At 52.6% G+C, this 26,051-nt stretch carries 22 protein-coding genes and 1 pseudogene; 21 read left to right on the top strand and 2 right to left on the bottom strand.

The window, feature by feature from the left end; translation table 11 throughout:
• Positions 1 to 17 precede the first annotated feature (17 nt).
• The 4 genes from hisIE (at position 18) to JYE49_RS06680 (ending at position 4,289) form a co-directional block, all read left to right on the top strand.
• Positions 18 to 665 carry a bifunctional phosphoribosyl-AMP cyclohydrolase/phosphoribosyl-ATP diphosphatase HisIE gene (gene hisIE / locus JYE49_RS06695; protein ID WP_093958272.1) on the top strand — a complete coding sequence of 216 codons (648 nt, stop codon included), beginning with the start codon at positions 18 to 20 and terminating at the stop codon, positions 663 to 665.
• Positions 665 to 1,438, top strand: coding sequence for a histidinol-phosphatase (locus JYE49_RS06690; RefSeq protein WP_093958271.1), 774 nt, complete (start codon positions 665 to 667; stop codon positions 1,436 to 1,438). Before hisIE ends, JYE49_RS06690 begins: the two co-directional genes overlap by 1 nt.
• Positions 1,439 to 1,573: 135 nt before the next feature.
• Positions 1,574 to 3,400, top strand: coding sequence for a YfbK domain-containing protein (locus tag JYE49_RS06685; protein WP_179217431.1), 1,827 nt, complete (start codon positions 1,574 to 1,576; stop codon positions 3,398 to 3,400).
• Between the two features lie 106 nt (positions 3,401 to 3,506).
• Entirely contained in the window at positions 3,507 to 4,289 is a 783-nt protein-coding gene (locus tag JYE49_RS06680) for a PHP domain-containing protein (RefSeq protein WP_179217430.1), read from the top strand.
• A gap of 48 nt (positions 4,290 to 4,337) precedes the next feature.
• Here JYE49_RS06680 and JYE49_RS06675 read toward each other — a convergent pair whose 3' ends face one another.
• Both JYE49_RS06675 and JYE49_RS06670 read right to left on the bottom strand, forming a co-directional pair.
• The gene (locus JYE49_RS06675; protein WP_093958270.1) at positions 4,338 to 5,003 is read right to left on the bottom strand and encodes a metallophosphoesterase family protein; all 666 of its coding nucleotides are present in this window, start codon (positions 5,001 to 5,003) and stop codon (positions 4,338 to 4,340) included.
• Positions 5,004 to 5,012: 9 nt separating this feature from the next.
• Complete coding sequence (locus JYE49_RS06670; RefSeq protein WP_093958269.1) at positions 5,013 to 6,932, bottom strand: BMP family ABC transporter substrate-binding protein; 1,920 nt, start codon at positions 6,930 to 6,932, stop codon at positions 5,013 to 5,015.
• 287 nt (positions 6,933 to 7,219) lie between these two features.
• On the opposite strand from JYE49_RS06670, the gene JYE49_RS06665 reads away from it, so the two are divergent.
• From JYE49_RS06665 to ftsZ, 17 genes and pseudogenes are all read left to right on the top strand, one after another.
• On the top strand, positions 7,220 to 7,936 hold the full coding sequence (locus JYE49_RS06665; RefSeq protein WP_093958268.1) for a phosphoribosylaminoimidazolesuccinocarboxamide synthase: 717 nt from the start codon (positions 7,220 to 7,222) through the stop codon (positions 7,934 to 7,936).
• Between the two features lie 6 nt (positions 7,937 to 7,942).
• Positions 7,943 to 8,896 (top strand): phosphodiester glycosidase family protein, encoded by a 954-nt coding sequence (locus JYE49_RS06660; protein ID WP_093958267.1) that lies wholly within the window; start codon positions 7,943 to 7,945, stop codon positions 8,894 to 8,896.
• 118 nt (positions 8,897 to 9,014) lie between these two features.
• A complete protein-coding gene (gene tig, locus JYE49_RS06655; protein WP_093958266.1) occupies positions 9,015 to 10,529 on the top strand; it encodes a trigger factor in 1,515 nt (504 codons plus the stop codon).
• A 57-nt stretch (positions 10,530 to 10,586) separates the two neighbouring features.
• A complete protein-coding gene (gene clpP / locus JYE49_RS06650; protein WP_084096944.1) occupies positions 10,587 to 11,183 on the top strand; it encodes an ATP-dependent Clp endopeptidase proteolytic subunit ClpP in 597 nt (198 codons plus the stop codon).
• A gap of 21 nt (positions 11,184 to 11,204) precedes the next feature.
• On the top strand, positions 11,205 to 12,488 hold the full coding sequence (gene clpX, locus JYE49_RS06645; protein ID WP_346763127.1) for an ATP-dependent Clp protease ATP-binding subunit ClpX: 1,284 nt from the start codon (positions 11,205 to 11,207) through the stop codon (positions 12,486 to 12,488).
• A gap of 93 nt (positions 12,489 to 12,581) precedes the next feature.
• A complete protein-coding gene (gene lon, locus JYE49_RS06640) occupies positions 12,582 to 14,894 on the top strand; it encodes an endopeptidase La (protein ID WP_093958264.1) in 2,313 nt (770 codons plus the stop codon).
• Positions 14,894 to 15,532, top strand: coding sequence for a ribosome biogenesis GTP-binding protein YihA/YsxC (gene yihA / locus JYE49_RS06635; RefSeq protein ID WP_304583315.1), 639 nt, complete (start codon positions 14,894 to 14,896; stop codon positions 15,530 to 15,532). The genes lon and yihA overlap by 1 nt, the downstream gene beginning before the upstream one ends.
• Before the next feature lie 249 nt (positions 15,533 to 15,781).
• A complete protein-coding gene (locus JYE49_RS06630; protein ID WP_093958263.1) occupies positions 15,782 to 16,198 on the top strand; it encodes a hypothetical protein in 417 nt (138 codons plus the stop codon).
• A gap of 36 nt (positions 16,199 to 16,234) precedes the next feature.
• Positions 16,235 to 16,930: a metallophosphoesterase gene (locus JYE49_RS06625; RefSeq protein WP_093958262.1), complete on the top strand. Its 696-nt coding sequence runs from the start codon at positions 16,235 to 16,237 to the stop codon at positions 16,928 to 16,930.
• A gap of 286 nt (positions 16,931 to 17,216) precedes the next feature.
• Positions 17,217 to 17,741: a division/cell wall cluster transcriptional repressor MraZ gene (locus JYE49_RS06620; protein WP_093958261.1), complete on the top strand. Its 525-nt coding sequence runs from the start codon at positions 17,217 to 17,219 to the stop codon at positions 17,739 to 17,741.
• Positions 17,742 to 17,756: 15 nt separating this feature from the next.
• Positions 17,757 to 18,359 carry a hypothetical protein gene (locus JYE49_RS06615; protein WP_093958260.1) on the top strand — a complete coding sequence of 201 codons (603 nt, stop codon included), beginning with the start codon at positions 17,757 to 17,759 and terminating at the stop codon, positions 18,357 to 18,359.
• Positions 18,360 to 18,463: 104 nt separating this feature from the next.
• Positions 18,464 to 19,930 (top strand): UDP-N-acetylmuramoyl-L-alanyl-D-glutamate--2,6-diaminopimelate ligase, encoded by a 1,467-nt coding sequence (locus JYE49_RS06610; protein ID WP_093958259.1) that lies wholly within the window; start codon positions 18,464 to 18,466, stop codon positions 19,928 to 19,930.
• Positions 19,931 to 19,933: 3 nt separating this feature from the next.
• A complete protein-coding gene (mraY, locus tag JYE49_RS06605) occupies positions 19,934 to 20,953 on the top strand; it encodes a phospho-N-acetylmuramoyl-pentapeptide-transferase (protein ID WP_093958258.1) in 1,020 nt (339 codons plus the stop codon).
• An 11-nt stretch (positions 20,954 to 20,964) separates the two neighbouring features.
• Positions 20,965 to 22,326, top strand: a complete 1,362-nt coding sequence (gene murD / locus JYE49_RS06600; RefSeq protein WP_093958257.1) for a UDP-N-acetylmuramoyl-L-alanine--D-glutamate ligase — start codon at positions 20,965 to 20,967, stop codon at positions 22,324 to 22,326.
• A gap of 81 nt (positions 22,327 to 22,407) precedes the next feature.
• Positions 22,408 to 23,442: a cell division protein FtsQ/DivIB gene (locus tag JYE49_RS06595; protein ID WP_093958256.1), complete on the top strand. Its 1,035-nt coding sequence runs from the start codon at positions 22,408 to 22,410 to the stop codon at positions 23,440 to 23,442.
• A 205-nt stretch (positions 23,443 to 23,647) separates the two neighbouring features.
• Positions 23,648 to 24,841, top strand: coding sequence for a cell division FtsA domain-containing protein (locus JYE49_RS06590; RefSeq protein ID WP_093958255.1), 1,194 nt, complete (start codon positions 23,648 to 23,650; stop codon positions 24,839 to 24,841).
• A gap of 4 nt (positions 24,842 to 24,845) precedes the next feature.
• A pseudogene (gene ftsZ / locus JYE49_RS06585) lies at positions 24,846 to 25,835 on the top strand (cell division protein FtsZ); the annotation flags it as partial.
• Between the last annotated feature and the right edge of the window lie 216 nt (positions 25,836 to 26,051).

The following is a 26,051-nucleotide window of genomic DNA, read 5'->3' as shown; positions in this document are numbered from 1 at the left end:
GAATTGGAGGATTAATCATGCTGAACATCGACGAACTGAAATTTGACGAGAAGGGCCTGATACCGGCCATTGTGGTGGACGCGGAGAACGGGAAAGTGCTGATGATGGCCTATATGAACAGGGAAAGCCTGAAGATTTCCATGGAGAAAGGCCTGACCTGCTTCTGGAGCCGGAGCCGCCAGGAACTGTGGCTGAAGGGAGAAACCAGCGGAAACTATCAGCATATCGTGTCCATTACGGCGGACTGCGACCGGGATACGCTGCTGGTGAAGGTGGAAAAGGACGGTCCGGCCTGCCACACGGGCAACGAAACCTGTTTCAATGACGTGATCTGGGAGAGCGACGAACTGCATGAGTTTACCTACGAGGGCCTCATGGAACTGATCGCCGGCCGGAAGACGGAGAAGAAGGAAGGTTCCTATACCACCTACCTGTTCGAGAAAGGACTGGACAAGATCCTGAAGAAGGTGGGCGAGGAGACCACGGAGGTGATCATCGCTGCCAAGGATAAGGATAAGAAGAACACAATTTATGAAATCGCGGACCTGACCTATCATGTGATGGTTCTGATGATTGAAGCGGGTATTTCCCTGGATGATATCCATAAGGAACTGGCATCCCGCCATGTGATTGACCACAAGGTGAAGCAGGAGAAAATGGTCTGATGAAAGATCTGCACATGCATACTGTCTTTTCTGACGGAAAGAACACTCCGGAGGAGATGGTTCAGGAAGCGATCCGGATGGGACTGGATACCGTTGGAATCTCTGATCACAGTCATCTGGATCCCTGCGGCATGACGCTTGAAACCAGCGCCGAATACCGGGCAGAGATCGCCCGGCTGAAGGAGAAGTATGCCGGTCAGATCCGGGTGCTGTGCGGCCTGGAGCGGGATTTCATTTCAGATGACTTTGCGGAATATGATTATGTGATCGGATCGGTCCATCTGCTGACGATGCCGGACGGGCACCACGTGTCCATTGACTGGACCGCGGACAAACAGCGGGAAGGCGTGGAAAAGTATTTCGGGGGCGACTGGTACGCTTTTGCGGAAGCGTTTTTTGAAACGGAAGCAAAGGTCGTGGAAGTGACAAAGTGCGATATTATCGGCCACTTTGACCTGATCAGCAAGTTCATAGAACAGGAGCCTGCTTTTGACGTGCATCATCCCCGCTATGTGAAGGCATGGCAGAAAGCGGCGGATGCCCTGCTGAAAACCGGAAAACCTTTTGAGATCAATACGGGTGCGATTTCACGGGGATACCGTACGTCACCTTATCCTGCCAGGGAGATCCGGGACTATATCCGGGCGCACGGCGGAAAGCTGATCCTGTCCAGTGACAGCCACAGCAAAGAAACAATCGCATTTAAGTTTGAAGAATATGCTGATGAGGCGGATCCTCAAATTCAGAATTCAGAATTCAGAATTCAGAATTAATGGTTTGGCCAGCCAATCAATTGATTGTGACAGCATGAAAAAGTTTCTGAAGAAATTCGGGAACTTTTTTTAGTTGGCTACGTCCTACAGAGTGAGACCGGAAAAACCGGTAATGAGAAAGGAGATTGAATACATATGAAGCGGATTACAGCGATCATCCTGGCGGTGCTGATGGTGCTGGCCATTGCAGCAGGTGCCATGGGCGAGGAAAACAAAATCTGGTTCAAGGGGGACACGGGGGAGAAGGTCACCTGGATTCAGACGAGGCTGAAGGAACTGGAATACCTGGACAAAGAACCCAATGGCGTTTTTGATGAAGATACGGAGCGGGCCCTGCGTGAATTCCAGCAGGTCCAGAGACTGCTGGTAACCGGCATGGCGGACAGCGTTACGATGGAGATGCTGGAAACCACGACGACTAAAAAATCAGAAGCAAGGAACTGGTCATACGACGAAATCATGTATGAAGCAACAGAGGCTGCGGCAGGCGTATCCTATGCGGAATCCTTCGCAAATATGTCCACAAGCATGCCGATGACCGCGGCTTCCAAAGGCCGGATCGACTGGAACACGGAGGAATACACCACCTTTGAGAGCAACCGCTTCCTCAGCGTGCTGACTTCTCCGCTGTCTACTTTTGCGGCGGACGTGGATACCTCTTCATACGCCCTGTTTCGCCGGAAGGTGCTGAGCGGGGAGCGGATTCCGGCAAACAGTATCCGGATTGAAGAGATGCTGAATTACTTCCATTACGACTATACGCAGCCCAGGGACGGCGAGCCCTTCGGCGTGACAACTGAAATCGCACCCTGCCCCTGGAACGAAAAAACGAAGCTGCTGCTGATCGGTCTGCAGGCCGCGGAAGTTCGTAAGGATGAACGTCCCGGACATAACCTGGTTTTCCTGATCGACACCTCCGGCAGCATGAACGGCAGCGACCGGCTGGATCTTGTGAAGCGGGCGTTCCTGCTGCTGCTTGATGAGCTGGACCCGGAAGATACCATCTCCATTGTGACTTACGCCAACCGGGACCGGGTGGTACTGGAAGGCACACCCGCAGCGGATAAGACCCGGATCATGGAAGCAATCAGCGAGCTGGAAGCCCACGGCGGAACCAACGGAAGTGCGGGTATCCTGCGGGCATATGAGATCGCGGAAAAGTATTATGTTGAAGACGGCGTAAACCGTATCCTGCTGGCTACGGACGGCGACCTGAACGTGGGTGTGACCAGCGAAGGAGACCTGGCTCAACTGGTAACTGAAAAGAAGAAGAACGGTATCAGCCTGACCTGCCTTGGATTCGGCATGGGCAACTACAAGGATAACAAGATGGAAGCCCTGGCAGACTACGGCGACGGCAACTGCCGGTATATCGATACCATTTACGAAGCACGGAAAGCGCTTGTGGAGGAAGGCGGCGGCACGTTTATAACTGTAGCCAAGGACGTGAAAATCCAGGTGGATTTCAACCCGGCAATGGTGAAGGGATATCGCCTGATCGGTTATGAAGACCGTTTGATGGCGGCTGAAGACTTTGCCAACGACGAGAAGGACGGCGGCGAGATCGGCAGCGGCCACCGGATGACGGCACTGTATGAGATTGTTCCGGCAGACTCTGATTTCAATTTCGGTGAAGTTGGAAGCCGGTACCAGGAAACTCAGGCTGCTGCCGGCGGAGACTGGTTGACGGTAAGCATCCGGGCAAAGGAACCGGAAGGCACTGTGAGCAAACTGTATGAGTATCCTGTGAACGATGAAGCGGTCAAGGCTGAACTGAGTGAAAATATGCGGTTCGCGGCCGCGGTGGCTGAAGCCGGAATGCTGCTCAGGGAAAGCGAATGGAAAGGACAGGCCACATGGGCACAGGCGCTGGAGCTGGCGAGAGGATGCCAGGACGTGAGCGGAGACGTCTATAAGGAAGAATTCGTATACCTGCTTACGTTGCTGGAAAGAGCGAACTGAAACTGATTACACAGACAAAAAGTCACTGAAAGATAACAAAAAGCGGTGACAAAAACGGTATAAGTGAATATAATGGCATGGATGCAAATCCGGAAGGAGCATAACCATGCCATTTTTATATGAAACCCATATGCATACCTGCCAGGGGAGCGCCTGCGGCAGGGCAACCGGTAAAGAACAGGCCAGGGCGTATAAGGAGGCCGGCTTTACAGGCATTATCATTACAGATCATTTCTTCGGCGGGAACACTGCTGTTGACCGGAACCTTCCCTGGGAAGAACGGGTGGATCTGTTCTGGAAGGGATACGAAGACGCGAAGGAAGAGGGAGACAAAATCGGCCTGGACGTTTTCTTCGGACTTGAACAGAACATTCACTTTGATGAGTACCTGATTTACGGGCTGACCAAGGAATATATGAAAGCCCACCCGGAGATGGAACACTGGAACCGGCACCAGCAGCTGGAAGAGGTTCATAAGGCCGGCGGCTGCGTGATCCAGGCACATCCGTTCCGGATGCGGAGCTATATGGACCGGATCCGGCTGGGACTGAAATACTGCGACGGTATTGAGGTGGCCAATGCAGGAAACGATCCCCTGGATGATGCACGGGCCTGGCTTTACGGACAGGAATATGGACTGATTATGTCAGCCGGCTCCGACAATCACTGCGGCGCCAACTGGCCGCTGTACGGTGTGGCAATGGATCACAGGCTGACGGATGTTCTGGATTATGCCAGAACAATCCTGGCCGGAAAGCAGATGGAACTGCTGCTTCCGGAAGGAAGGCTGATTATGCCGGAGAATCCGGTAATTGATGAAAGGCACAAGGCCTATATGCTGGATGACGAGGAACAGGACGTTCCGACAACCAAAGAATGGACTGAGTAAAAAACAAGGGCTTCCGCTGAGACGGAAGCCCTTGTTTTTTTATATCTGTCAGAAGGTGCTGGCTTTTTTCATCAGGCGGAGCCCCTTCCAGTTGGGGTCTTTCCGGTTCGGCGTTTCGGGAAGATCAAATTCATAGGCCATGCTGGCGTTGATGACAGGAATGCCGTTCCAGTCACGCTCACGAATAAAGTGGGAACCGGTATAAGCCTGGTGTACATGACCGTGAACCATGACAGCGGGATGCCAGGTGTCCAGCAGGGGACCAAAGCATTCGAATCCCCGATGCGCAAGGTCCTCCTGGTCTCCAAAGCCCCGGATCGGGGAATGGGTCAGCAGGATATCAAATCCGCCGGTGGCTTTCAGCATTCGCCGGTATGAAGCAATGCGGGAAGCCATTTCTTTCTCGGTATACATATTCTTTGCGTCCGGACGGTAGCGGATGGATCCGCCCAGACCGAATATCCGGACGCCCTTGATCTGGACAACCGTTCCGTCCGCACACAGGCAGCCTTCCGGCGGCTCTTTTTCATAACGGTCATCATGATTGCCGGGTACATAAATGATGGGCGCGTTGGTGAAGCAGGTCAGGAAAGACAGATATTTGGCGGGAAGATCTCCTGCGGAGAGGATGATATCCACATTGCGCAGTGCTTCCCGGCAAAGATCACCCCAGAGCCGGGGAGAAGGTTCGTCTGCTATAGCCAGAATCCGCATATCATTCGCTCACTTTCTGTTCCAGCTGAAAGCTGAAAGCTCGGGCTTCAGTTCTCCGTTGAATCCCTGAAGGCGTACCAGAGGACGAGCGGATTCAATGAGTTCTTCTGCATCAGGCAGCGTGCCGATAATGTTATCAGCCAGGTAATCCATACAAAGAATTTCAGCAGGGGTGAGACGCCGGTCTGCATCGCAGCGCAAAGTGCCGCTCTGGTCACGCAATTCTCCTTCAAACGGTGTGAAGGAACCTTCACGGATCTGCTCACGGAAATGATGAATCACCCGGGCAGCGTATGGATCGAAGCGGGATGAGAAAGCAACGTCCAGGATATTGGAACCGAGGCCCCACCAGTAATTGGTTACGTTTTCCTTGCTTTCCGCCTGGTTGAAAGTACCGTTCAGGATACGTTCCGTCATCATCCGATAGAAGAGTCCCCAATGAGGGACCAGCGTAGCCATGTGGAGAATTTCTCCGCCGTCGCGGACATACAGGCCATAATCACGGGCATCGCGGTTCGGCGCGGTGATGTCCCGGTTGCAGATTACGCGGATTTCGGGATCTTCAAAAGGCATTTCCTGATCAAACCAGGAGGCAGAGAACCAGTTCAGATAGATCTTTGCCTGCGGGTTGACCATTCGGGCACCCAGGGCGAATGCATTGGCCGCAGCCGGGACGCCGTAAATCGGGAAGTCGGCAATATATCCGATTTTTCCGTTTTCGGAGAGGATGCCCGCGGCCAGGCCCAGCAGGAACTTTGCTTCATAGAACCGGATATAATAGGTGCGGATATTCGTGTAGTTGGACAGCAGGGAACAACAGAGGAACCGGACTTCGGGGTGCTTCAGTGCCGGTTCCACAGCACTGTTGAGCATAACAGGGGAAGTTGCAAAAATAGCGGTATAGCCGTCGGCAATCAGCCGGTCAACTTCCTCGGCAAATTCTGTCCGGGAAGGCACGATGCGCGTTGTGGTCTCCAGCCGGTCCCCCAGCTTTTCCTCGGCTTCCAGACGCCCCAGGTTGTGCCAGTAGTTCCAGGCGGAATCCTGGATGGAACGGTTGAAGAGGAAGGCTGCTTTGATTTTTGAAGGATGGAACAGCGCTGAAATTAAAGGAACGGGAGGCTGAACCTGCTCCATGACCAGGTTCACACGGCCGTCCCGGGATTCAAATTCCCGGGACATGAGACGGACGCGCTCCCCGGTTTTTCCCAGATCGTCATCCCTGACGTCCTCATAGCCGAAAGTAGTCAGATAAAGCAGGAAAGCATCTCCACAGGGCAGAACTTCCTTGCCGCGGGTCTGGGTAAGATAGTTTTCGGCAAAATAATGATAGAGCTTGCGCAGGGAGAGGATCTCGTCGTCGGTCCATTTTTCTCCTGCACGGACACCCGGCAGGGAAAGAAGCTTCTGATAGGAACCGGGACGGGAGAAGAAGATGGCATAAAGGCCGGTTTCCTTGCAGAAATCGCAGTATTCATAATAGGAAACAATTTCCGGATCATCACTCATGGACGGATACACGCGGGTAACGTCTGCCTCGATATCCCGGGCATCGAGATACTTCATGACAGAGGCTCGTTTATTGCCTTCGATGACATAGTAGTATCCCATATATTCCAATACTGTGATGGGCTGGTTGACACCTTTGGCTTCCACACTTTCACAGAGATGCTCCCATTTGCTGGCGAACTCGCTGCCGCCTTCGAGAATAGGCATGAACCCATTTGCAAAGGCATAGCTGCGGCCACGGGAAACGGAGCCGATGACCCGGTCAAGGGGAATGGTCATAATACCGAGGGACAGACGGCTGAGAGAGGAAAGGGCAGGAACCCGCTCCTCCAGAACAGGAAGGTAAGGGTCGGTGTTGGATTGGATAGCGTTCTGGTAAACGCGGAGACCTTCCCGGCGGGCTTTGCTGTAATGATCCATATAATCACTTCGTTTCTGAATTAAATTCCGGTTTCACAATTATATCAACCAGACAGAATACCTGCAGGAGCGAGTATAATTATGAAAGTTCAAGGCAACAGAAAGCATATATATATTATCATTGTTTGAAAGAAATAGCAAAAAGACGAACGTTTCCGGATACGTGAATGCGGAAAGTACGATTTTTGTACAATCTGGGAGGAAAACATACAGATTAGCTGTCTTGAGAAAAAAATAGGAGAATGATAGAATATTTTCGTGTATTCTTGATTACGGAGGGACACGCAATGCCGGAAATCGGGATGATTCTGCGTGAAGGGAAAGGCAAGAAAGTCTACGCGACGGACGACCCTGATAAAGCGATCGTCTATTTCAAAGACGAGGCCATGGCGTTTCACGGCCTGAAGAGGGGACGGATCCTCGGCAAGGGCGAAGTGAACAATTCGGTGTGCGAGCACCTTTTTCATCTGCTGGAAGAACACGGAATCGAAAGCCATTATCTGGAACATATTGACGCAAGGCACTGCCTGGTGAAGCGGTGCGATATGATTCCTCTTTCTGTGAAAATCCGCAACCGTTCTGCCGGACAGCTGGCTGAACGTACCGGGATTCCTGTGGGAACGAAGCTGGAGCCGCCTGTGGTGGAGTTTGAACTGCGGAACACCGGGATGGAAGCGGATCCGTTGGTGAACAACTCCCATATCTATGCGATGAAGCTGGCCACACCGGAGGAAATGGAAGAGATTACCCGCGTCAGCCTGAAGATCAATGAAATCCTGACAGCGTACCTGAAGGATATCAGCATCGAACTGATCGACTTTAAACTGGAGTTTGGGCGCTATCACGGACGGATCATTGTCGCAGATGAGATTACTCCGGACACTGCCCGGTTCTGGGACGCCGGAACGCATGAACCGCTGGATATCGACCGGTTCAGAAGAGACATGGACAATGTGGCAGAGGCATATCAGGAAGTGCTTCACCGCATGATGGGTGTGAGTTAAGAAGATATGATCAGAAGAACGCTTTGTATGCTGCTGATGCTGACGCTTCTCTGGGGCGGACTGCATGCGGCAGCAGAAGAAAAAGGCGAGTTTCCGGCATTGAATGATGCCGGTTTTCTGGACTCCGGGGAATTTGTCTGGGAAGATGAAGAAAACGGAGTCTGGCGGTATGCCAGCAGCACGCTGAGAGTCGAAATCTTCCGCCGGGAGCAGAAAAAACCGGCTCGGGTCTGGTATGAGGCTGAAGTCTTCTGTGCTGAAGGATCTGTGGGTCCGAGGATGATTGCCAATGATCCGGAACATTGGAAAACCGCGGCGAATATGGAGTATCCCTACAAGATCGCCCGGAAATACGGTACAGTGTTTGCTGTTTCCAATGACTTTGCCCAGCTGCGCCTGCAGCAGAAGAAAAGCCGGCCCGGAATCATTATCCGTGACGGGAAGATCTGGTCGGACAGAACCAAGAAGAAAGGCGTAAAGGATTTTCCGAACCTGGACTGCCTTGCGATCTGGCCGGACGGAGACATGAAGGTTTACTACAGTGACGAAAAAACCGCTGAGGAATACCTGGAAGACGGTGCGGTTGACGTACTGGCTTTCGGTCCGATCCTGATCCGGGATGGGAAACTGAATGAAGAAGCCCTGAAGAAATACGGCACCAGTCATGCCCAGCGTACCGCGGTAGGCATGGTGGAGAAGGGCCATTATTTCTTTATGATGCTGGAAGGCCGGATCAAGCGGAGCAAGGGTGACGGTATCAGTTTCCTTGCGGAAAAGCTGCTGGAGAAGGGATGCACCCTGGGGTTCAACCTGGACGGCGGGGAAACTGCTTGCATTGTCTTTATGGGACATCAGCTGTGCAAGCTGAAGGATGGGAAGAAACTATCATCCCGGAGAACGAGTGATATCCTGGGAGTTGGTACTTCAGAACTCCTTCCTGCAGTGTCCGATCCGTGGTAAAACCGCAGAAACTGTTGCAATACAAGGAAACTTGTGATAGAATGCCATGCGGTGTTTTATGCGCACCGCTGTTTTATGCTGAAATGATTCAGTGAAATGATCAGGAGGAAGATAATTCATGAGCCATACCTACGAGAAGCTGTCCGGAAACAAAGCGAAACTGACCTTTACGATCCCCGCGGAGCAGTTTGATGAAGCGATGACGCAGGCTTTCTTTAAGATGCGCAAGCGTATCAACGTTCCGGGTTTCCGGAAGGGCAAGGCTCCGCGCAAAATGATCGAGACCCTTTACGGCGAGAGCGTTTTCTATGATGACGCCTTCGAGATCATCTTCCCGGACGCGTACCGTGCGGCTGTTGAAGAATATGATCTGAAGCCCGTGGATCAGCCCCAGATTGACCTGGACGAGATCGGCGCCGGCAAGGACCTGAAGTTCCATCTGGAAGTGTTTGTCAGGCCCGACGTGACGCTGGGCGATTACAAGGGACTGACCGTTGAAGCCGATCTGCAGAAGCTGACGGACGAAATGGTGGATGCCCGTATTGAGGAAGACCGCAAAAAGGCCAGCCGTACGATTGACGTGGAAGACCGTCCCGTACAGGAAGGTGACACAGTCAACCTGGACTATGCAGGTTCCGTGGACGGCGTTGCTTTCGCCGGCGGTACCGCTCAGGGCCAGACCCTGACCATCGGCAGCCATCAGTTCATCCCCGGATTCGAGGAACAGATGGTCGGTATGCAGCTGGGCGAGGAGAAAGACCTGAACGTCAAGTTCCCCGATGAGTACCATGCTGAGGAACTGAAGGGCAAGGACGCTGTGTTCCATGTAAAGGTGAACGGCATCCAGATGACCGAAGCGCCGGAACTGGACGATGATTTCGCCGCTGACATCAGCGATTTCAATACCTTCAAAGAGTATAAGGAAAGCATCGTTAAGGAATTGAGCGACCGCGTCGCGAAGAACAACGATATTGCTGCTGAGAACGCGCTTGTCGAGAAGGCTGCTGAAAATGCCCAGATCGATATTCCGGAAGCCATGATTGATGATCAGGCGAACTATATGGTTCGTGAGATGGCTATGCGGATGAGCTACCAGGGCTTGCGTATGGAAGACTATCTGAAGTACACCGGCCAGACCATGGACGGCGTGAAGCAGATGTACAAGCCTGAAGCAGAAAAGCGGGTACGGATTGAACTGGTGATTGACGCCATCCGCAAGGCCGAGAAGATCGAGCCCACTGAGGAAGACATTGAGAAGGCGATTGCCGAGCAGGCTGAGCAGATGGGACAGGAAGTGGAAACTTTCAAGAAGAACCTGACTGAGGAACAGAAGGGTTACCTGAAGGACAATGCCGCGATCCGCCTGGTGCTGGATCTGCTGAAGAAGGACGCCAAGGTGGAGGAAAAGAAGGCGGAAGCTCCTGCGGAAGAAAAGCCCGCGAAGAAGACCGCTGCCAAGAAGACCACCAAGAAGGCTGAAACTGCGGAAGTTCCCGCGGAAGAAAAAACCGCCAAGAAGCCCGCAGCCAAGAAGGCCACCAAGAAGGCTGACGCAGCAGAAGCTCCTGCGGAAGAAAAGCCCGCCAAGAAACCCGCTGCCAAGAAGACGGCAAAGAAAACTGACGCTGAATAAGAATGCCTTTAACGGCGGCCCGGCCGGGCCGCCGTTTCAGTCAAAGGAGGGAACGATATGCCGCTTATTCCGATGGTCATTGAACAGACGAACAGGGGAGAACGCTCCTACGATATTTATTCCAGGCTGCTGAAGGACAGGATTGTCTTTCTCGGCGGAGAGATCACCGATGATACCGCCAATCTGGTGGTTGCGCAGCTGCTGTTCCTTGAAATGGAAGATCCGGACAGTGATATCAGCCTGTACATTAACAGTCCCGGCGGATCTGTGACAGCCGGTATGGCAATTTACGATACGATGAAGTACATCCGGCCGCAGGTGCGTACGGTCTGCGTCGGCATGGCCGCCAGCATGGGCGCCTTCCTGCTGATGGCCGGTGAAAAAGGCAAGAGGCTTGCTCTGCCGAATGCCGAAGTGATGATCCATCAGCCCCTGGGCGGCGCCCAGGGCCAGGCTACAGACGTAGCGATCCGGGCCGAATGGCTGATGAAGACAAAGAAGAAAATGACTGCCATGATGGCTGAAATGACAGGCCAGCCCCTGAAAAAGGTTCAGGCGGACGTTGAACGCGACTATTTCATGAGCGCGGAAGAAGCGCTGGATTATCATATTATTGATGAGATCTATCAGCCGCGGGACAAGCAGAAAAAGTGAGGTTGAAGCATGGCCAACAATATGAACAGACAGACACCCCGCTGCTCCTTCTGTGGTAAGGAACAGCGTATGGTAAAACGGCTGGTGGCCGGTCCGAACGTTTATATATGCGATGAATGTATCGCCCTGTGTAACGAGATCCTGAGCGAAGAGGATCTCCTGCTTGATGATGCTTCCAGGGATATGCTCGCACCGGTGAAGCTGCCTTCACCCGCGGAGATGAAAAAGATCCTGGACGAGTATGTGATCGGACAGGAACGGGCGAAACGCGCACTGAGTGTGGCAGTGTACAACCACTACAAGCGGATTAACCGGAAGCAGACGCGGGATGATGTGGAACTCCAGAAGAGCAATATCCTGCTTCTGGGCCCCACGGGCAGCGGAAAAACCTACCTGGCCCAAACCCTGGCCCGGATCCTGGAAGTTCCGTTCGCAATCGCCGACGCTACCAGCGTTACAGAGGCCGGCTATGTGGGCGATGATGTGGAAACTATCCTGCTTCGCCTGATTCAGGCGGCGGACTGGGATATTGAGAAGGCACAGCGCGGTATTGTCTACATCGATGAGATAGACAAAATTGCCCGCAAAGGCGAGAATATGTCCATTACACGTGACGTCAGCGGCGAGGGGGTTCAGCAGGCACTGCTGAAAATCCTGGAGGGAACGGAAGCTGCTGTGCCGCCCCAGGGCGGACGGAAACACCCGCATCAGGAAATGATCAGGATTGATACAACCAATATCCTGTTTATCTGCGGCGGTGCTTTTGACGGACTGGTACCGATTATTGAAAACCGTATCGGAAAGAAAACGCTGGGCTTTGGCGCCGAAATCCAGAGCCAGCGGGATCCTGCCCGGACAGACGCACTGAAGGACGTACAGCCGGAAGACCTGACCAAATACGGCCTGATTCCGGAATTCGTCGGTCGCCTGCCGATTCTGGTTACGCTGGATGCACTGGATGAGGACGCACTGATCCGGATCCTGACAGAGCCGAAGAACGCACTGTGCAAGCAGTATTCCACACTGCTGGATATGGATAACATCCGGCTTATCTTTGAAGATGACGCTATCCGGGAGATTGCCCGACAGGCCATTGACCGCAAATGCGGCGCCCGCGGCCTGCGCGCCATCATTGAGAACGCGATGCTGGACACCATGTTTGAACTTCCGGGAATGCCGGACGTCAACGAGTGCATTATTACAAAGGAAGCAATCAACGGCGGAAAGCCGACACTGATCTCCGGCGTAGGCAAGAGAACTGCCAGGCGCGCAGAGAAAAAGACGGACGAAACGGACGCCTCCTGAATAAAAAGCTGACGGTATGGGCTTTACCGGCTCCGTATATACTGTATGCGAAACAGCCGGTAAGCCCCGGGCCGTTCATGACAAGAGGATATCATGAAGAAAAATCAGACAATCGAATTGCCTGTACTGCCCCTGAGAGGACTGATGCTCTTTCCGAACATGGTCCTTCATTTTGACGTGGGCAGAAAAAAATCCCTGGCCGCACTGGAACAGGGGATGATGGAAAAACAGCGGGTATTTCTGATCAGCCAGAAAAGTGACGATACGGAAGACCCCACATGGAAAGACCTGTGCAAGGTCGGTACCATTGCGGAAATCAAGCAGGTGATGAATCTGCCCGGTGAGAACATCCGTGTGCTCGTGGAAGGCTCAAGCCGGGGCGTGATTCTGGAAAAGCTCGGCGATGATCCCTGCATGAAAGCGGTCATCAAGGTCTGCGAAGACCGGGCTGTCCGATCGGCGGAAGCAAAAGCACTTCTGCGCACCGCACAGGATCTGTTTGAGGAATATGCAAGAACCTCCCAGCGTGTCAGCCAGGATACGGTGGAATCGATCCATGCCATTGAAAAAGCCGGAGAGGCTGCAGACCTTCTGGCAGCAAATGTGCTGACAAAGCGGGAAGACCGGCAGGATATCCTGGATGAGCTGAATCCGATAGCCCGCCTGGAAAAGGTCTGTTCGATCCTGATGCGTGAAACCGATATGGCTGATACGGAGAAACAGATCCAGGCCCGCATCCGGAAACAGGTGGAGAAGAATCAGAAAGACTATTATCTGCGGGAGCAGATCAAGGCAATCCAGACTGAACTGGGCGACGGAGATGAAACCGATACAGCCGACCTGCGGAAGCGGCTTGCTGAGACTCCCCTGAACGATGAAGCCCGCAGCAAGTGCGAGAAAGAGCTGGACAGGCTGTCACGCATGGCACCGGGAAGCCCGGAAAGCTCTGTCAGCCAGACTTATATTGAGTGGATCCTGGATCTGCCCTGGGGAAAGGAAACAGAAGACAATCTGGATCTGAACCGGGCAAGGGAAATCCTGAACAGGGATCATTACGGCCTGGAGGACGTCAAGGAACGGATTATCGAATACCTGGCGGTTCTTCAGCTGAAAAAGGATATGAAGGGACCGATCCTTTGCTTTGTGGGTCCTCCCGGTGTGGGTAAGACCAGTATTGTCAAAGCAATCGCTGAGGCTGTCGGCCGGAAGTTTGTCCAGGTCAGCCTGGGCGGAGTCCGGGATGAAGCGGAAATCCGGGGTCATCGCCGCACCTATATCGGCTCCATCCCCGGCCGCATTATTGCTGGCATGAAGCAGGCCGGCACCTGCAATCCTGTGTTCCTGTTTGATGAAATTGACAAGATGAGCGGCGATTTCCGGGGTGATCCGGCTTCCGCCATGCTGGAAGTGCTGGATTCAGAACAGAACAATGCCTTCCGGGATCATTACATGGAGCTCCCCTTTGACCTGAGCAAAGTGATGTTTATCACTACGGCCAATACTATGGAAACGATCCCTGCGCCGCTGCTGGACCGGATGGAACTGATTGAGGTTTCCAGCTATACGGAAGAGGAAAAGCTTCAGATCCTTAAGCGCCACCTGCTGCCGAAACAGATCCGGGAGCATGGGATGAAGCCGAACGCACTGAAAGCGGACGACAGCATCCTGAAGATGATGATTGAGGATTATACCCGTGAGGCGGGTGTGCGTACACTGGAAAGAACAGCTGCAAAGCTGTGCCGCAAAGCCGCCGTACGGATGCTGGACCAGGGCAAACATTCCATGACCATTTCAAAGAAGGCCCTGCGGGAAATGCTCGGCGCACCCCGGTATCTGCGGGAAGCACCGGAGAAAGAGCCTCGTGTGGGCGTGGTCAACGGACTGGCCTATACCAGCGTGGGCGGCGAAATGCTGGAAGTAGAGTGCACTACCATGAGCGGCAAGGGCACCCTGAAGCTGACAGGTCAGCTGGGAGACGTGATGAAGGAATCAGCAGAAGCGGCCTTTACCTGGGTCCGTGCCCACAGTGAAGAACTGGGACTGCAGAAAGATTTTTACCAGAGCATGGATATTCACATCCATGTGCCGGAAGGCGCTGTGCCCAAGGACGGCCCTTCCGCCGGCGTGACGATGACCACAGCGCTGGTGAGCGCGCTGACCGGTAAACCCGTGCGTCAGGACGTTGCAATGACGGGCGAGGTGACGCTGCGCGGCCGGGTGCTGCCGATTGGCGGACTGAAGGAAAAAACCATGGCTGCGTACAGGGCCGGTATCCGTACGCTGGTGATTCCGGAAGAAAACCAGAAAGACCTGGAAAAGATTCCGGAACATGTACTTGAACAGTTTAAGGTGATCAAGGCTGCAGACGTGAAGGATGTGCTGAAAACAGCAATTGTCAATGCATAATGCATAATGAATTAACCGGCTGGGAAAGGAGCGTGAACTATATGATGGAAATCAAAAGCGCAGAGTTTGTGACTTCCATGGCCGACTACGGGCCGTTTACAGGAAAGGGCCTGCCCCAGATTGCTGTGGCCGGTAAGAGTAATGTTGGAAAGAGCACGCTGATCAACCGGCTGTGCAGGCGGAACAAGCTGGCACGCACCAGCTCCACGCCGGGTAAAACAAGACTGCTGAATGTGTTCCTGCTGAATAACGAGTTCCATCTGGTTGACTTGCCCGGCTATGGGTTTGCAAAAGTGGACAAAAAAGAAAAACAGCGCTGGGGCCAGATGATGCAGGATTATTTCGAAAAAGCGGATGAACTGCTTCATGTGCTGTGCCTGGTGGATATCCGCCACGAACCCACAGAGGATGATAAACAGATGAACCGTTTCCTGAGGGAAATGGATATTCCGTTCTCAGTGATAGCCACAAAGGCGGACAAGATCAGCCGCGGTGCACGTAGCAAATACCTGGCTCCGATCTGCAGGGCGCTGAGCGTCCAGCCCTGGGAAATCATCTGTTTCAGCGGAGAGGATGGCACGGGTCGCGATGATCTGCTGAAGCTGATGGACGATATTCTTCATCCGGCTGAATCATAAGTTTACTATTTTTTGCCAAAAGTATTCTTTTCCTATTGCATATGATGTATATGCATAGTATAATCCATGACCGTAGATCACGAGGTGCTTTCGGCAGAAAAGTGGAGGAGAAAGCCATTTAGTGGAGAAACACTCAGTTTTTTCCTCTGTTTTTAATGCGCTGGTGTAAAAGAATGCATCAAAAGTGAGAACTACGATCAACAATGTGGGAATTCATACCAGAATTGCCACGTTTGAGGAGGAAACAATATGAATCTGGTCAAGTGCCCCCGCTGCGACCTGAACTACATCCGGGAGGATGAAAAGTACTGCAAGGTTTGCCTGCAGGAGATGAAAGGGGAGTCCCGCTCCGAAGAAATTGAACTGTGCAGCATCTGCAATGAGGAACCGTGTCTGCCCGGAAAAGATGTGTGCCTGTTCTGTCTGCGGGAGATGAACAAGAGCAACAGCGCTGATGATACCGATAACGGAACGGAAACAGAAAACGTTGACACCTCTACCATCGGTGATATGGACGCTGTCAGCGGTATGGATGAAATTATTCCCGACGTGGAAGAAGAAGAAACGGACGAATTCGGAGAAATTGACCAGGAACTGAGCCTGGAGGACGTCCGGGAAGATGAAGAAAGAGACGCGGACGATGACGCGGAGGAAGAAGAGATCTGATTTCTGCCCGTCCGTGACACAGTTAAAGGAGTAAGCATGCGCCTGTTTGCCATTGGAGACCTGCACCTGCCCGGGGGAGACGATAAACCCATGGACGTGTTTGGTCCCCAGTGGGACAGGCATTTTTTACGCATACAGGAAAACTGGCAGAAGCTGGTTGAAGATGAGGACACAGTGCTGATTCCGGGGGATATCAGCTGGGCGATGCAGCTTGAGGACGCCAGGGCAGATCTGGAAGCAATCGGCAGTTTGCCGGGAAGTAAAGTGATCTGCAAAGGGAATCATGACTATTGGTGGAATTCCATCAGCCGCGTACGTTCCATCCTGCCTTCGTCGATTACCGCGATACAGCACAGCGCGGCTGACCTGGGAGAAGCAACGGTCTGCGGTACAAGGGGATGGCTGATTCCAACAAAGGAAGCACCCCTTGACGCGCAGAATGAGAAAATCTTCCTGCGCGAAGCAGAGAGGCTTCGCCTGGCCCTGGACGCGGCAAAAAATATAGCAGGCGGAAGGCCGCTGATTGTTATGATGCATTATCCGCCACTGCTGGAGGCGGAAACGGACACGCTTTTTACTTCAATACTGGAGGAATACCGGGTGCATACAGTGGTATACGGCCATCTGCACGGAGCCGGGATACAGATTGGTTTTAACGGTGAGCACAATGGAATCAGATACCACCTGGTTTCCTGTGACAGTATCGGATTCTGTCCGAAAATAATCCTCTGATAAAAAAATATTAATTTTTTAGTACATATTTTTTCCTGGACCGGGCTCCCAAATGGGGCTTGGTCCTTTTTTTATACCAAATATTGTTGGAATGAAAAAGTACTGGCACAATCACTTTATAAATATTACAAAAATATTACAAAAGGATTACAAAAACACACATTAAAAACATTGAAACAATCTGAGCAGGGGTTGCGGAGAATCAAAACTTGTGTTAAATTTGTGGGGAAAAAGGGAAGAGAATCCCAAAATCGAACATAAAAGTGGTAGAGAGGGGGAAAGCGTAGTGGATGATACCAAAAAAATGAATCCCGAAGAAAACGCTGAAACCCTTGAAAAGAAAGAGGAAAACCGGGTTAAACGGTTTATAGGGTCTTTCAACCACAGCCTGGATAGCAAAGGACGCCTGGTGATTCCCCAGGGGTTCCGGGAAAAACTGGGAGACACATTCTGTATTGCCCCTTCTTTCGACTTTGAATCAGTAGCGATTTACCCGACGGAAAAGTGGGAGGAGAGGAACGAGACATATGAACGGCTGGGCAAGCTGAACCCGGCTCTGAACCGATACCTTGAACAGTTTTACGCACTGAGCTTTGATGAACAGACCTGCGACGCACAGGGCAGGGTTCTCCTGCCGGCCAACATCAGGCAGAAAATCCTGCATGAAGAGCGGGATATGGAAATTACCGGAGCTAATGATCATGTACGCGTAGCCGCTGTTTCCGCCAGCGGAGACGCCTGGAACAAGTTTAAGGACGAATTGCCGCAGCTTCTGGAAATGATTGCGGGACTGGAAGCGCAGAAAGAATGAAAGAGGTGAGTATGGATGACTGAAATGACTGCCAGGGTCAGAAACAGGCTGCAGGACGGTATGATCAACTGGCAGGAGAAGCGGTTCCGTAAAGAGGATTTCCGTCAGCAGCAGGCAGACATACATCGGTCCAGAATGACATGTTCTGCCTCCCTCCCGTCATTCCACCAGACGCAGGACTGGACAGGCGGTATCGCTGTCTGCGGACGAAAGCCGGTGATAGAGGAAGCGAAACCTGCAAGACGTGTGTTTTCTTCTGAAGGTATCCGGTGGGATGCAGCGCTGACTGCACTGATTATTGCGGGAGTACTGCTGATTGCCTTGCTGCTTGCTGACATGGCGGCAATCGGAGCTACCGGACATACTGTCAACAAACTGAATGCTTCTATTGAAGAACTTGCATCCGAAAATGAATGGATCAGGGGAGAAATTGAAAGGGGGAGCGACAGCGCAAGCGTATGCTCTGAAGCGGTTAAGCTGAACCTGATTTCATCCAAAGGCGCAAAGACCATCCGCCTGACGGCGCCGGTCAACGCGCAGATGACTGTTTCCACAGCAGCCCAGGCGGCAGAGAATGCCGAGCTGCAGATCAGATTGACTTCTTATGCGGGAGACTGAATCAGTCGGTCTCCCATTTCGCATTTCCGCCGAGTGGAAAAGAAAGCGGTTTTGTGGTAATCTTATAGCAGGCTGAACCGGCCGGAAATGAAAGGTGGACAAACATGAAACTGTGGGAATTACTGACGGAGCTTCCTTACGTGGAAGAAACCCGCGGCAATATGAATACGGAAATACGGGAACTGACCTCTTCCAGCAGGGACAAGACGGATGCGGGACTGTTTTTCTGTATCGTCGGCGCACGCTTTGACGCTCATGATTACGCATGGGAAGCGGTGGAAAACGGCTGCGTTGCTCTGATTGTTGAACATTTTGTGGAAATGGATGTTCCGCAGGTTCTGGTAAATAACGGCCGTGCCGCGATGGCTCGTATTGCAGAGGCTTTTTACGGACATCCGTCCCGGCAGATGCGCATGATCGGCATCACGGGCACAAAAGGAAAAACCACGACCACATACCTGCTGCAGAGTATCTGCGAAAAAGCGGGCCTGAAGTGCGGCATTATCGGATCCACCGGCACTGTGGTTGAAGAACAGCATCTGGACAGTAAACTGACCACCCCCGATCCCATTGAGCTGCAGAAGATGCTGCGGATGATGGCGGATGAAGGTGTGAAGGTTGTGTGCATGGAAGTATCTGCGCACGCAATTGATATGAACCGTCTTGACGGCATGACTTTTGAGGTGGGCTGCTACACAAACCTGAGCCAGGATCATCTGGACTACTTCTATACCATGGAGCGGTATTTTGAAACCAAGAAGCAGTTCTTTACCAGCGGAATGGTTAAGAATGCCGCCATGAACGCGGATGACGAGACGTCTGCAAAGCTGAAGGACGGTATCTGCTGCCCCTTTATCACGTATGGAATCTGCGTGGATGCCGACGTTTTCGCCCGTGACATCGAAATTACCGAAGAAGGGGCCAAATTCAACGTACAGCTCCACGGAATGAACCAGATTGCCATCCGGATGCGGATGACCGGTATGTTCAATGTTTACAACGCGCTGGCTGCCACCAGCTGTGCGCTGATTATGGGAATCGCGCCCGAAAAGATCAAGGCGGGCCTGGAAGCGGTAACACGCGTGCCCGGACGGATTGAAGTGCTGCAGACAGATACACCCTACAAAGTGATCCTGGACTACAGCCATTCTCCGGATGCGCTGGAAAATATCCTGAAGACTGTCCGCCAGTTTGCGCGGAACCGTGTGATTGCATTGTTTGGCTGCGGCGGCGACAGGGATAAGGGCAAACGCCCCATGATGGGTGAGATCGGCGGACGGCTGGCGGATTACTGTATTCTGACTTCCGATAATCCCCGGACTGAAAACCCGATGGTTATCCTTGCAGCCATAGAAAAGGGAATCAAACCTACAGGAAAACCATATGAAGTGATCGAAAACCGCCGCGAGGCGATCAGGCACGCACTGCGTATGGCAGAAGAGGGAGACGTAATCGTGCTCGCGGGTAAAGGCCATGAGACCTATCAGGAGATCATGGGAATCAAGCGGCCGTTTGACGAAAAGGTGATCGTCAGCGATCTGCTGCTTGAAATGCAGAAGGAGCAGGATTAAGGTATGTATTACAGAATGATCGGAGCCGCCCTGATTGCACTGGCTGCGGCACTCCTGATCGGACCGGGACTGATCCGATATCTGAAAAAACTGCATTTCGGCCAGACAATTTATGAACTGGGCCCCAGCCACCAGCAGAAGCAGGGAACACCTGTAATGGGCGGTCTGATGATGGCGGCCGGTATTCTGCTGGGTTCTCTGGTTTTCCATCCCGCAGAATGGGAAGGAAAGTGGGATTTTGTTTTCCCACTGCTGGCTGTTTCTTTCCTGAGTATGGGTGTGGGTTTTGCGGATGATTATATCAAGGCCGTAAAGAAACGCCATGACGGACTGAACCCCTGGCAGAAGATTGCCGGACAGGTGATTGTTTCCCTGGTGTTCAGTGTATATTGTTTTGTCTCGCCCAAGGTTGGCAGCTCGATTATTATTCCTTTTATCGGGACGGAATGGAACCTGGGTATTTTCTATATTCCACTGATGACTCTGCTTGTGATCTTTATCGTGAACAGCAGCAATCTCCAGGACGGCCTGGACGGCCTACTCGGATCTGTGACAGCTGCGGGATCCTCCGCATGGGGTGTTATCTGTGCAATCCTGATCCTGGCTGCAAGGCTGACAGGAAAAGGAGACGCCAACGGCGCGGCAACCATCGGAGTGTTTGCCATGAGCATGGCGGGTGCCTGCCTGGGATTCCTGCGTTATAATCGCTATCCCGCAAGGACTTTCATGGGTGATACGGGCAGCATGCTGCTTGGTGGCGGTATGGTGTCCATCGCAATGCTGCTTCGTCAGCCCCTGCTGCTGGTGCTGATCTGCTTCTGCCCCATCATGAGCAGTGTGAGCGTGATTATGCAGCGTTATTATTTCAAACTGACTCACGGGAAGCGTATTTTCCTGATGAGCCCGATTCATCATCATTTTGAGAAAAAAGGATATTCTGAAACACGGATTGTGAGCATGTACACAGGCATTACGCTGGTGCTGAGCCTGATTGCAGTACTTGCGGTCTGCCAGGCGTTCTGAGGAGTATCATTATGAATTACGAAAAGAAAAAAGTATTGGTGGTCGGTATGGCACGCAGCGGTGTTGCCGCTGCGCAGCTTCTGCGCGCATCCGGTGCAGAAGTGACCGTCAACGATTCAAAAACAGAAGAAGAGCTCGGTCAGCAGCTGAAGCCGCTGGAAGGGCTGCAGCTGGAACGCTGTTTCGGCTGCCCGGCCATGGACCTGCTTGAGGGAAAAGACTGCCTCGTTATTTCTCCCGGTATTCCGGACACTGCACCTTTTGTGGTGAAGGCAAAGGAAATGGGAATCTATGTGATCGGTGAGCTTGAACTTGCCGCGCAGCTGTCCCGGGGCACCCTGATTGCCGTGACCGGTACGAACGGAAAGACGACAACGGTATCCCTGCTGGGTGAGATTTTTGCCAACAGCGGCAAAGTGACCCATGTGGTCGGTAATATTGGCTATCCTTTCTCGCTTGCTTCGCTGGTCAGCCGGAAGGAAGATATGATCGTATGCGAGGTATCCTCATTCCAGATGGAGACGGCGGATACGTTCCATCCACATGTGGCGCTGCTGACCAATATTACAGAGGATCATCTGAACCGGCACGGCACCATGGAAGTATATACCGCTATGAAAATGCGGATGTTTAAAAACCAGACCGCATCCGATTACGCAGTGTTCAACGCGGATGATCCGGGACTGGAAGGCCTGAGCAAGCAGGTAAAGAGTCGGGTGCTTTTCTTCAGCCGGAAACAGGAAGTGAAGGAAGGCGCTTTCGTCCGTGACGGTCAGATTATGATCCGTATGGACGGGAATGAAAAAAAGATCTGCGGTACGGATGAAGTGTTTATTCCGGGTCCGCATAACCTGGAGAATGCCCTGGGCGCGGTCTGTGTAGCAGCGGCGATGAATGTACCTGTTCCGGTAATCCGGCACAGCCTGAAGACTTTCCGCGGCGTGGAACACCGGATTGAAACCGTGCGGGAACTGGACGGCGTGGAATACATCAATGACAGCAAGGGAACAAATGTTGATTCCACCATCAAGGCAGTTCAGACAATGAGCCAGCCGACAGTCATTATTCTGGGAGGGTATGACAAGCATACTTCCTTTGATCCGCTGTCCCGTGAGATTATCAACAGTCCGATGATCCGCCATGCTGTGCTGATCGGTGAAACCGCCGGACTGATCCGGAACAGCCTGGAGAGAGTCGGATTCAATCACCTGACAGACGCCGGATCCATGCGGGAAGCGGTGGAAACAGCCCGCAGCCTGGCGGATAAGGGATGGTGCGTACTGCTGAGCCCTGCATGCGCCAGCTTTGACATGTTCAAAGATTACGAGGAACGTGGTCGGGTGTTTAAGGAGATTGTAAGGGAATTGAAATAAACAGACCAAAGTCTGTTTTGACGATTGCGGTCAATAACATCGCATCGGAAGCATTTCTGAGAAGGGGTTAAGGGTGTACTGATGGACGGACAGAACGGCGGCTACAGGCCGAGAACCGCGGGTGAGCGGAGCGGAACAGCCGGCAACGGTGATAACGGTGTCCGTGACTGGCAGCGCAACACCTGGTTCGGACCGGCTCCGGTCAACACCAATCCCTTTGACGAACCGGAAGACGCACCCGAACTGAAAGCAAGCCGGTCTGAGAACGTTAATGAGCATATCGGAGATTTCTGGAATGCTCCGGGTCAGACCAGCCAGAATACATCTCCCTTTCAACAACAGAATACAGGAACAGGCGCACGTGACAGGGCTCCGGAAAAGAGAAAAGAAGGACGGCCGCGGATTATCCGTACGGCCGTGATTCTGTTGCTATTGATAACGGCCGTGATCCTTGTCCTTCGATTTGCGGTATACAGCGTGAAGGAAATCCGCGTTATCGGGAATTCCATTATTTCTGCCGAGGAAATAATACGGGTGAGCGGCATCCATCGCGGTGACAGCATAATTATGCTTGACGAGAAAGCAGTGGAGAACCGGATCCAGTCGGATTACAGACTGCGTTTCGGATATATGGCCAGGGAACTTCCCAGTACGGTCATAATTTCCGTAAGGGAAAGGGAACCCTGCTGCTGGCTGACTTACTGCGGCATTCTGTATGTGATGGATAAAAACCGCATGGTTCTTTATGAGAGTGAAAATCCGAATAACCGTCCGGCGGAACTTGTGGAGATCAAAGGCCTGGAAGTCAGGTCCAATACACTGGTGGGTCAGTACGTCACATTGGGTAATGAGACGCAGCAAAGCATCTTTACAGAGCTGTTCCTGGAAATGAAAGTTTTAAGCTGCACAGATAAAATTGCCGAAGCGGATATCAGCAATACGAGCTCCATCCTGCTGACAACACGGGACGGATTTACCGTCAGCATGGGAGACAGGAAAAACATACACGCGAAGCTCCGCAGCCTCATGGTGGTTCAGGATGAACTGAAGAACAGGGGATATACGGGCGGCACAATCAATGTTTCCAATCCGGAAACTCCCATTTTTACGCCATAAGAGCGGTTTGGACTGAATGCTGTAACCCGGCATGAAAAGCATTGAATAAAATTGTTACAAAAATGCAGAAAAATGTAATAAAAATGTGCCAAACTCTTGCAATAACAGGCTAAAGAAGGTATAATTCCTTAAGGTATACATTATTTTGAAGTAACTGACCGTGATCTGTTTCACGGATCCGGATAACAGGGGGCATGAGAAACCTATGAAAACAACGGTTGCAGCCATTGATTTCGGTACGAGCAAGATAGTTACGCTCGTTGCTGAAAACAGCGGCAGTCAGCGCTGTGACATCACCGCTGCCGGTGTGACAAAGTATGATGGTTATCTCGAAGAGGGATGGAACAATCCCGGCGCGCTGGATGAAGCGATCCGCCGCTCTATTGCAGACGCGGAAGAACAGTCCGGCAGCAAGATCAAGGAGATCAACGTCGGTGTTCCCGGTGCGTTTACCCACGTTTACGCCACCAAAGTTACAATCCCTCTGAAGGGAACCGATCCGAGGGTCACCGCGGCTGATGTCAAGGCTGCTTTCAGCAAGGCTGCTGAAAACCTGACCAACGTACCCGGCGTTGTGGTTCACTCCAGCCCCGCATGGTTTATGGTGGACAGCGGTAAAAAGACGCTGGAACCTGTCGGAATGAAAGGCCGCGAAATGACAGCCTTCATCAGCTTTGCGGTAGGGAACAGATTCTTTATCGATGACGTGACCAACCGTATGGCGGATCTGGGGATCGTTGTTACCGGATTCTATTCCACATCTGCCGGTGAGGCCATGCTTTACCTGAATGAGCAGGAACGCGATCACACTTCAGTGCTGATTGATATGGGATACCTGAACACGGAGATCATCGGTGTTGAGGGAGACGCCATCATCTATCACAAGGTGCTGGACGTCGGCGGCGGCAACCTGGCTGTTGCGCTGGCGGAAGAACTCGACATTTCCCTGAGTGCCGCGGAAGATATCAAGCGGAAATTTGTTTACGGTATCGAAACCTCCGGAGAAACCTATGAGGTTCCCGGGGCAGACGGACAGAAGGGCACAGTGTTTACAAGGGAGCAGGTTAAGCCTGTTCTCTGCACGGAACTTGATGATATCTGCGCGAAGATCAAAGAAGCCGTGGACGATGATTTCGGCGGACTGGGAAGCTGGTCCAACGTATTCCTGACCGGCGGCGGACTGAACTTCAACCGCGGCGGCAAGGAGTATCTTGCCGGCAGACTCGGACGGCCGGTACAGGAAACACCGCGTCGGACAACCAAACTGAACAGCCATTGTTTCTCAAGCGCTCTGGGACTGATGGATCTGATCATCGATACGATCGAACAGCAGCGTCAGCCGGCAGCCGGCGCAAGTGGCAAAATCAAAGACTTTTTCCGCAGTCTGTTGGGAGGTTAAGAGTATGATTGAATTCCAGAACGAAGAACAGAGCACTTTCGCATCAATTAAGGTGGTCGGATGCGGCGGCGGCGGAAACAATGCCGTCAACCGCATGGTGAATGCCGGACTGCGCGGAGTTGATTTTATCTCCGTCAATACAGACCGTCAGGCTCTGAGCCAGACAAATGCACAGGTTAAGATTCAGATTGGCGAAAAGTTGACAAAGGGTCTGGGTGCAGGCGCTATTCCTGAGGTGGGACGTCGTGCTGCCGAAGAAAGCCGCGAAGAAATTGCCTCTGCCCTGAAAGGGGCGGACCTGGTGTTCATCACCGCTGGTATGGGCGGCGGCACCGGTACCGGTGCAGCTCCGATCGTTGCAGAGATTGCACGGGATCTGGGTACGCTGACGATTGCGGTTGTGACCAAGCCCTTCAACTTTGAAGGAAAACAGCGGATGAAGAATGCGGAAGCCGGCATTGCCGAGCTGAAGCAGCATGTTGACACCCTGGTTGTGATTCCCAATGACCGTCTGCTTCAGGTGGTAAACAAGGGAACCACAATGATCGAAGCTTTCCAGATTGCCGATGACGTGCTGCGCCAGGGCATCCAGGGCATCAGTGACCTGATCGCTGTGCCTGCCATGATCAACCTGGACTTTGCCGACGTGAAGACAGTTATGGAATCCGGCGGTATGGCCCATATGGGTATTGGCCTTGGAAGCGGCGAAAACAAGCTGGTGGAAGCAGCCAAGAACGCAATTTCCTCTCCGCTGCTTGAGACGAACATTGACGGCGCACGCGCTGTGCTGATCAACGTGACCGGCGGCGAAGATATCTCCATCGTGGATATCAATGAGGCAGCCAACCTGATTATGGAAGCGGCGGATCCCGACGCAAACATCATTTTCGGCGCGGGTATCGACGAAACAATGGGCGACGAGGTGCGCATCACTGTTATTGCCACCGGTTTCGAAAAGACGCCGTTCCCTGTAAAGGAACCGGCCCGCAAGCCTCGTGAGATTGAGCATGAACGCCTCTTCGGTTCTTTCGGGACGAATTTCTCCAGAAGTGAATCAACAGCGGCCCGGACATCCTTTGATACACCGGCAGCTTCTCCCGCAAGTCCCTTCTCTTCCGGCAATACCGGAGAGGTGCCGACCTTTATGAGCAGCAGCCGTCCCAGCATGGGTGTGCCCGGCATGGTGAATACCGGTTCCTTCCAGACCGGA

Origin of the sequence: Aristaeella hokkaidonensis, from assembly GCF_018128945.1 — a bacterium.
In the GTDB taxonomy this organism is placed as follows: domain Bacteria; phylum Bacillota; class Clostridia; order Christensenellales; family Aristaeellaceae; genus Aristaeella; species Aristaeella hokkaidonensis.
This window is presented reverse-complemented; position numbering and strand designations above follow the sequence as displayed.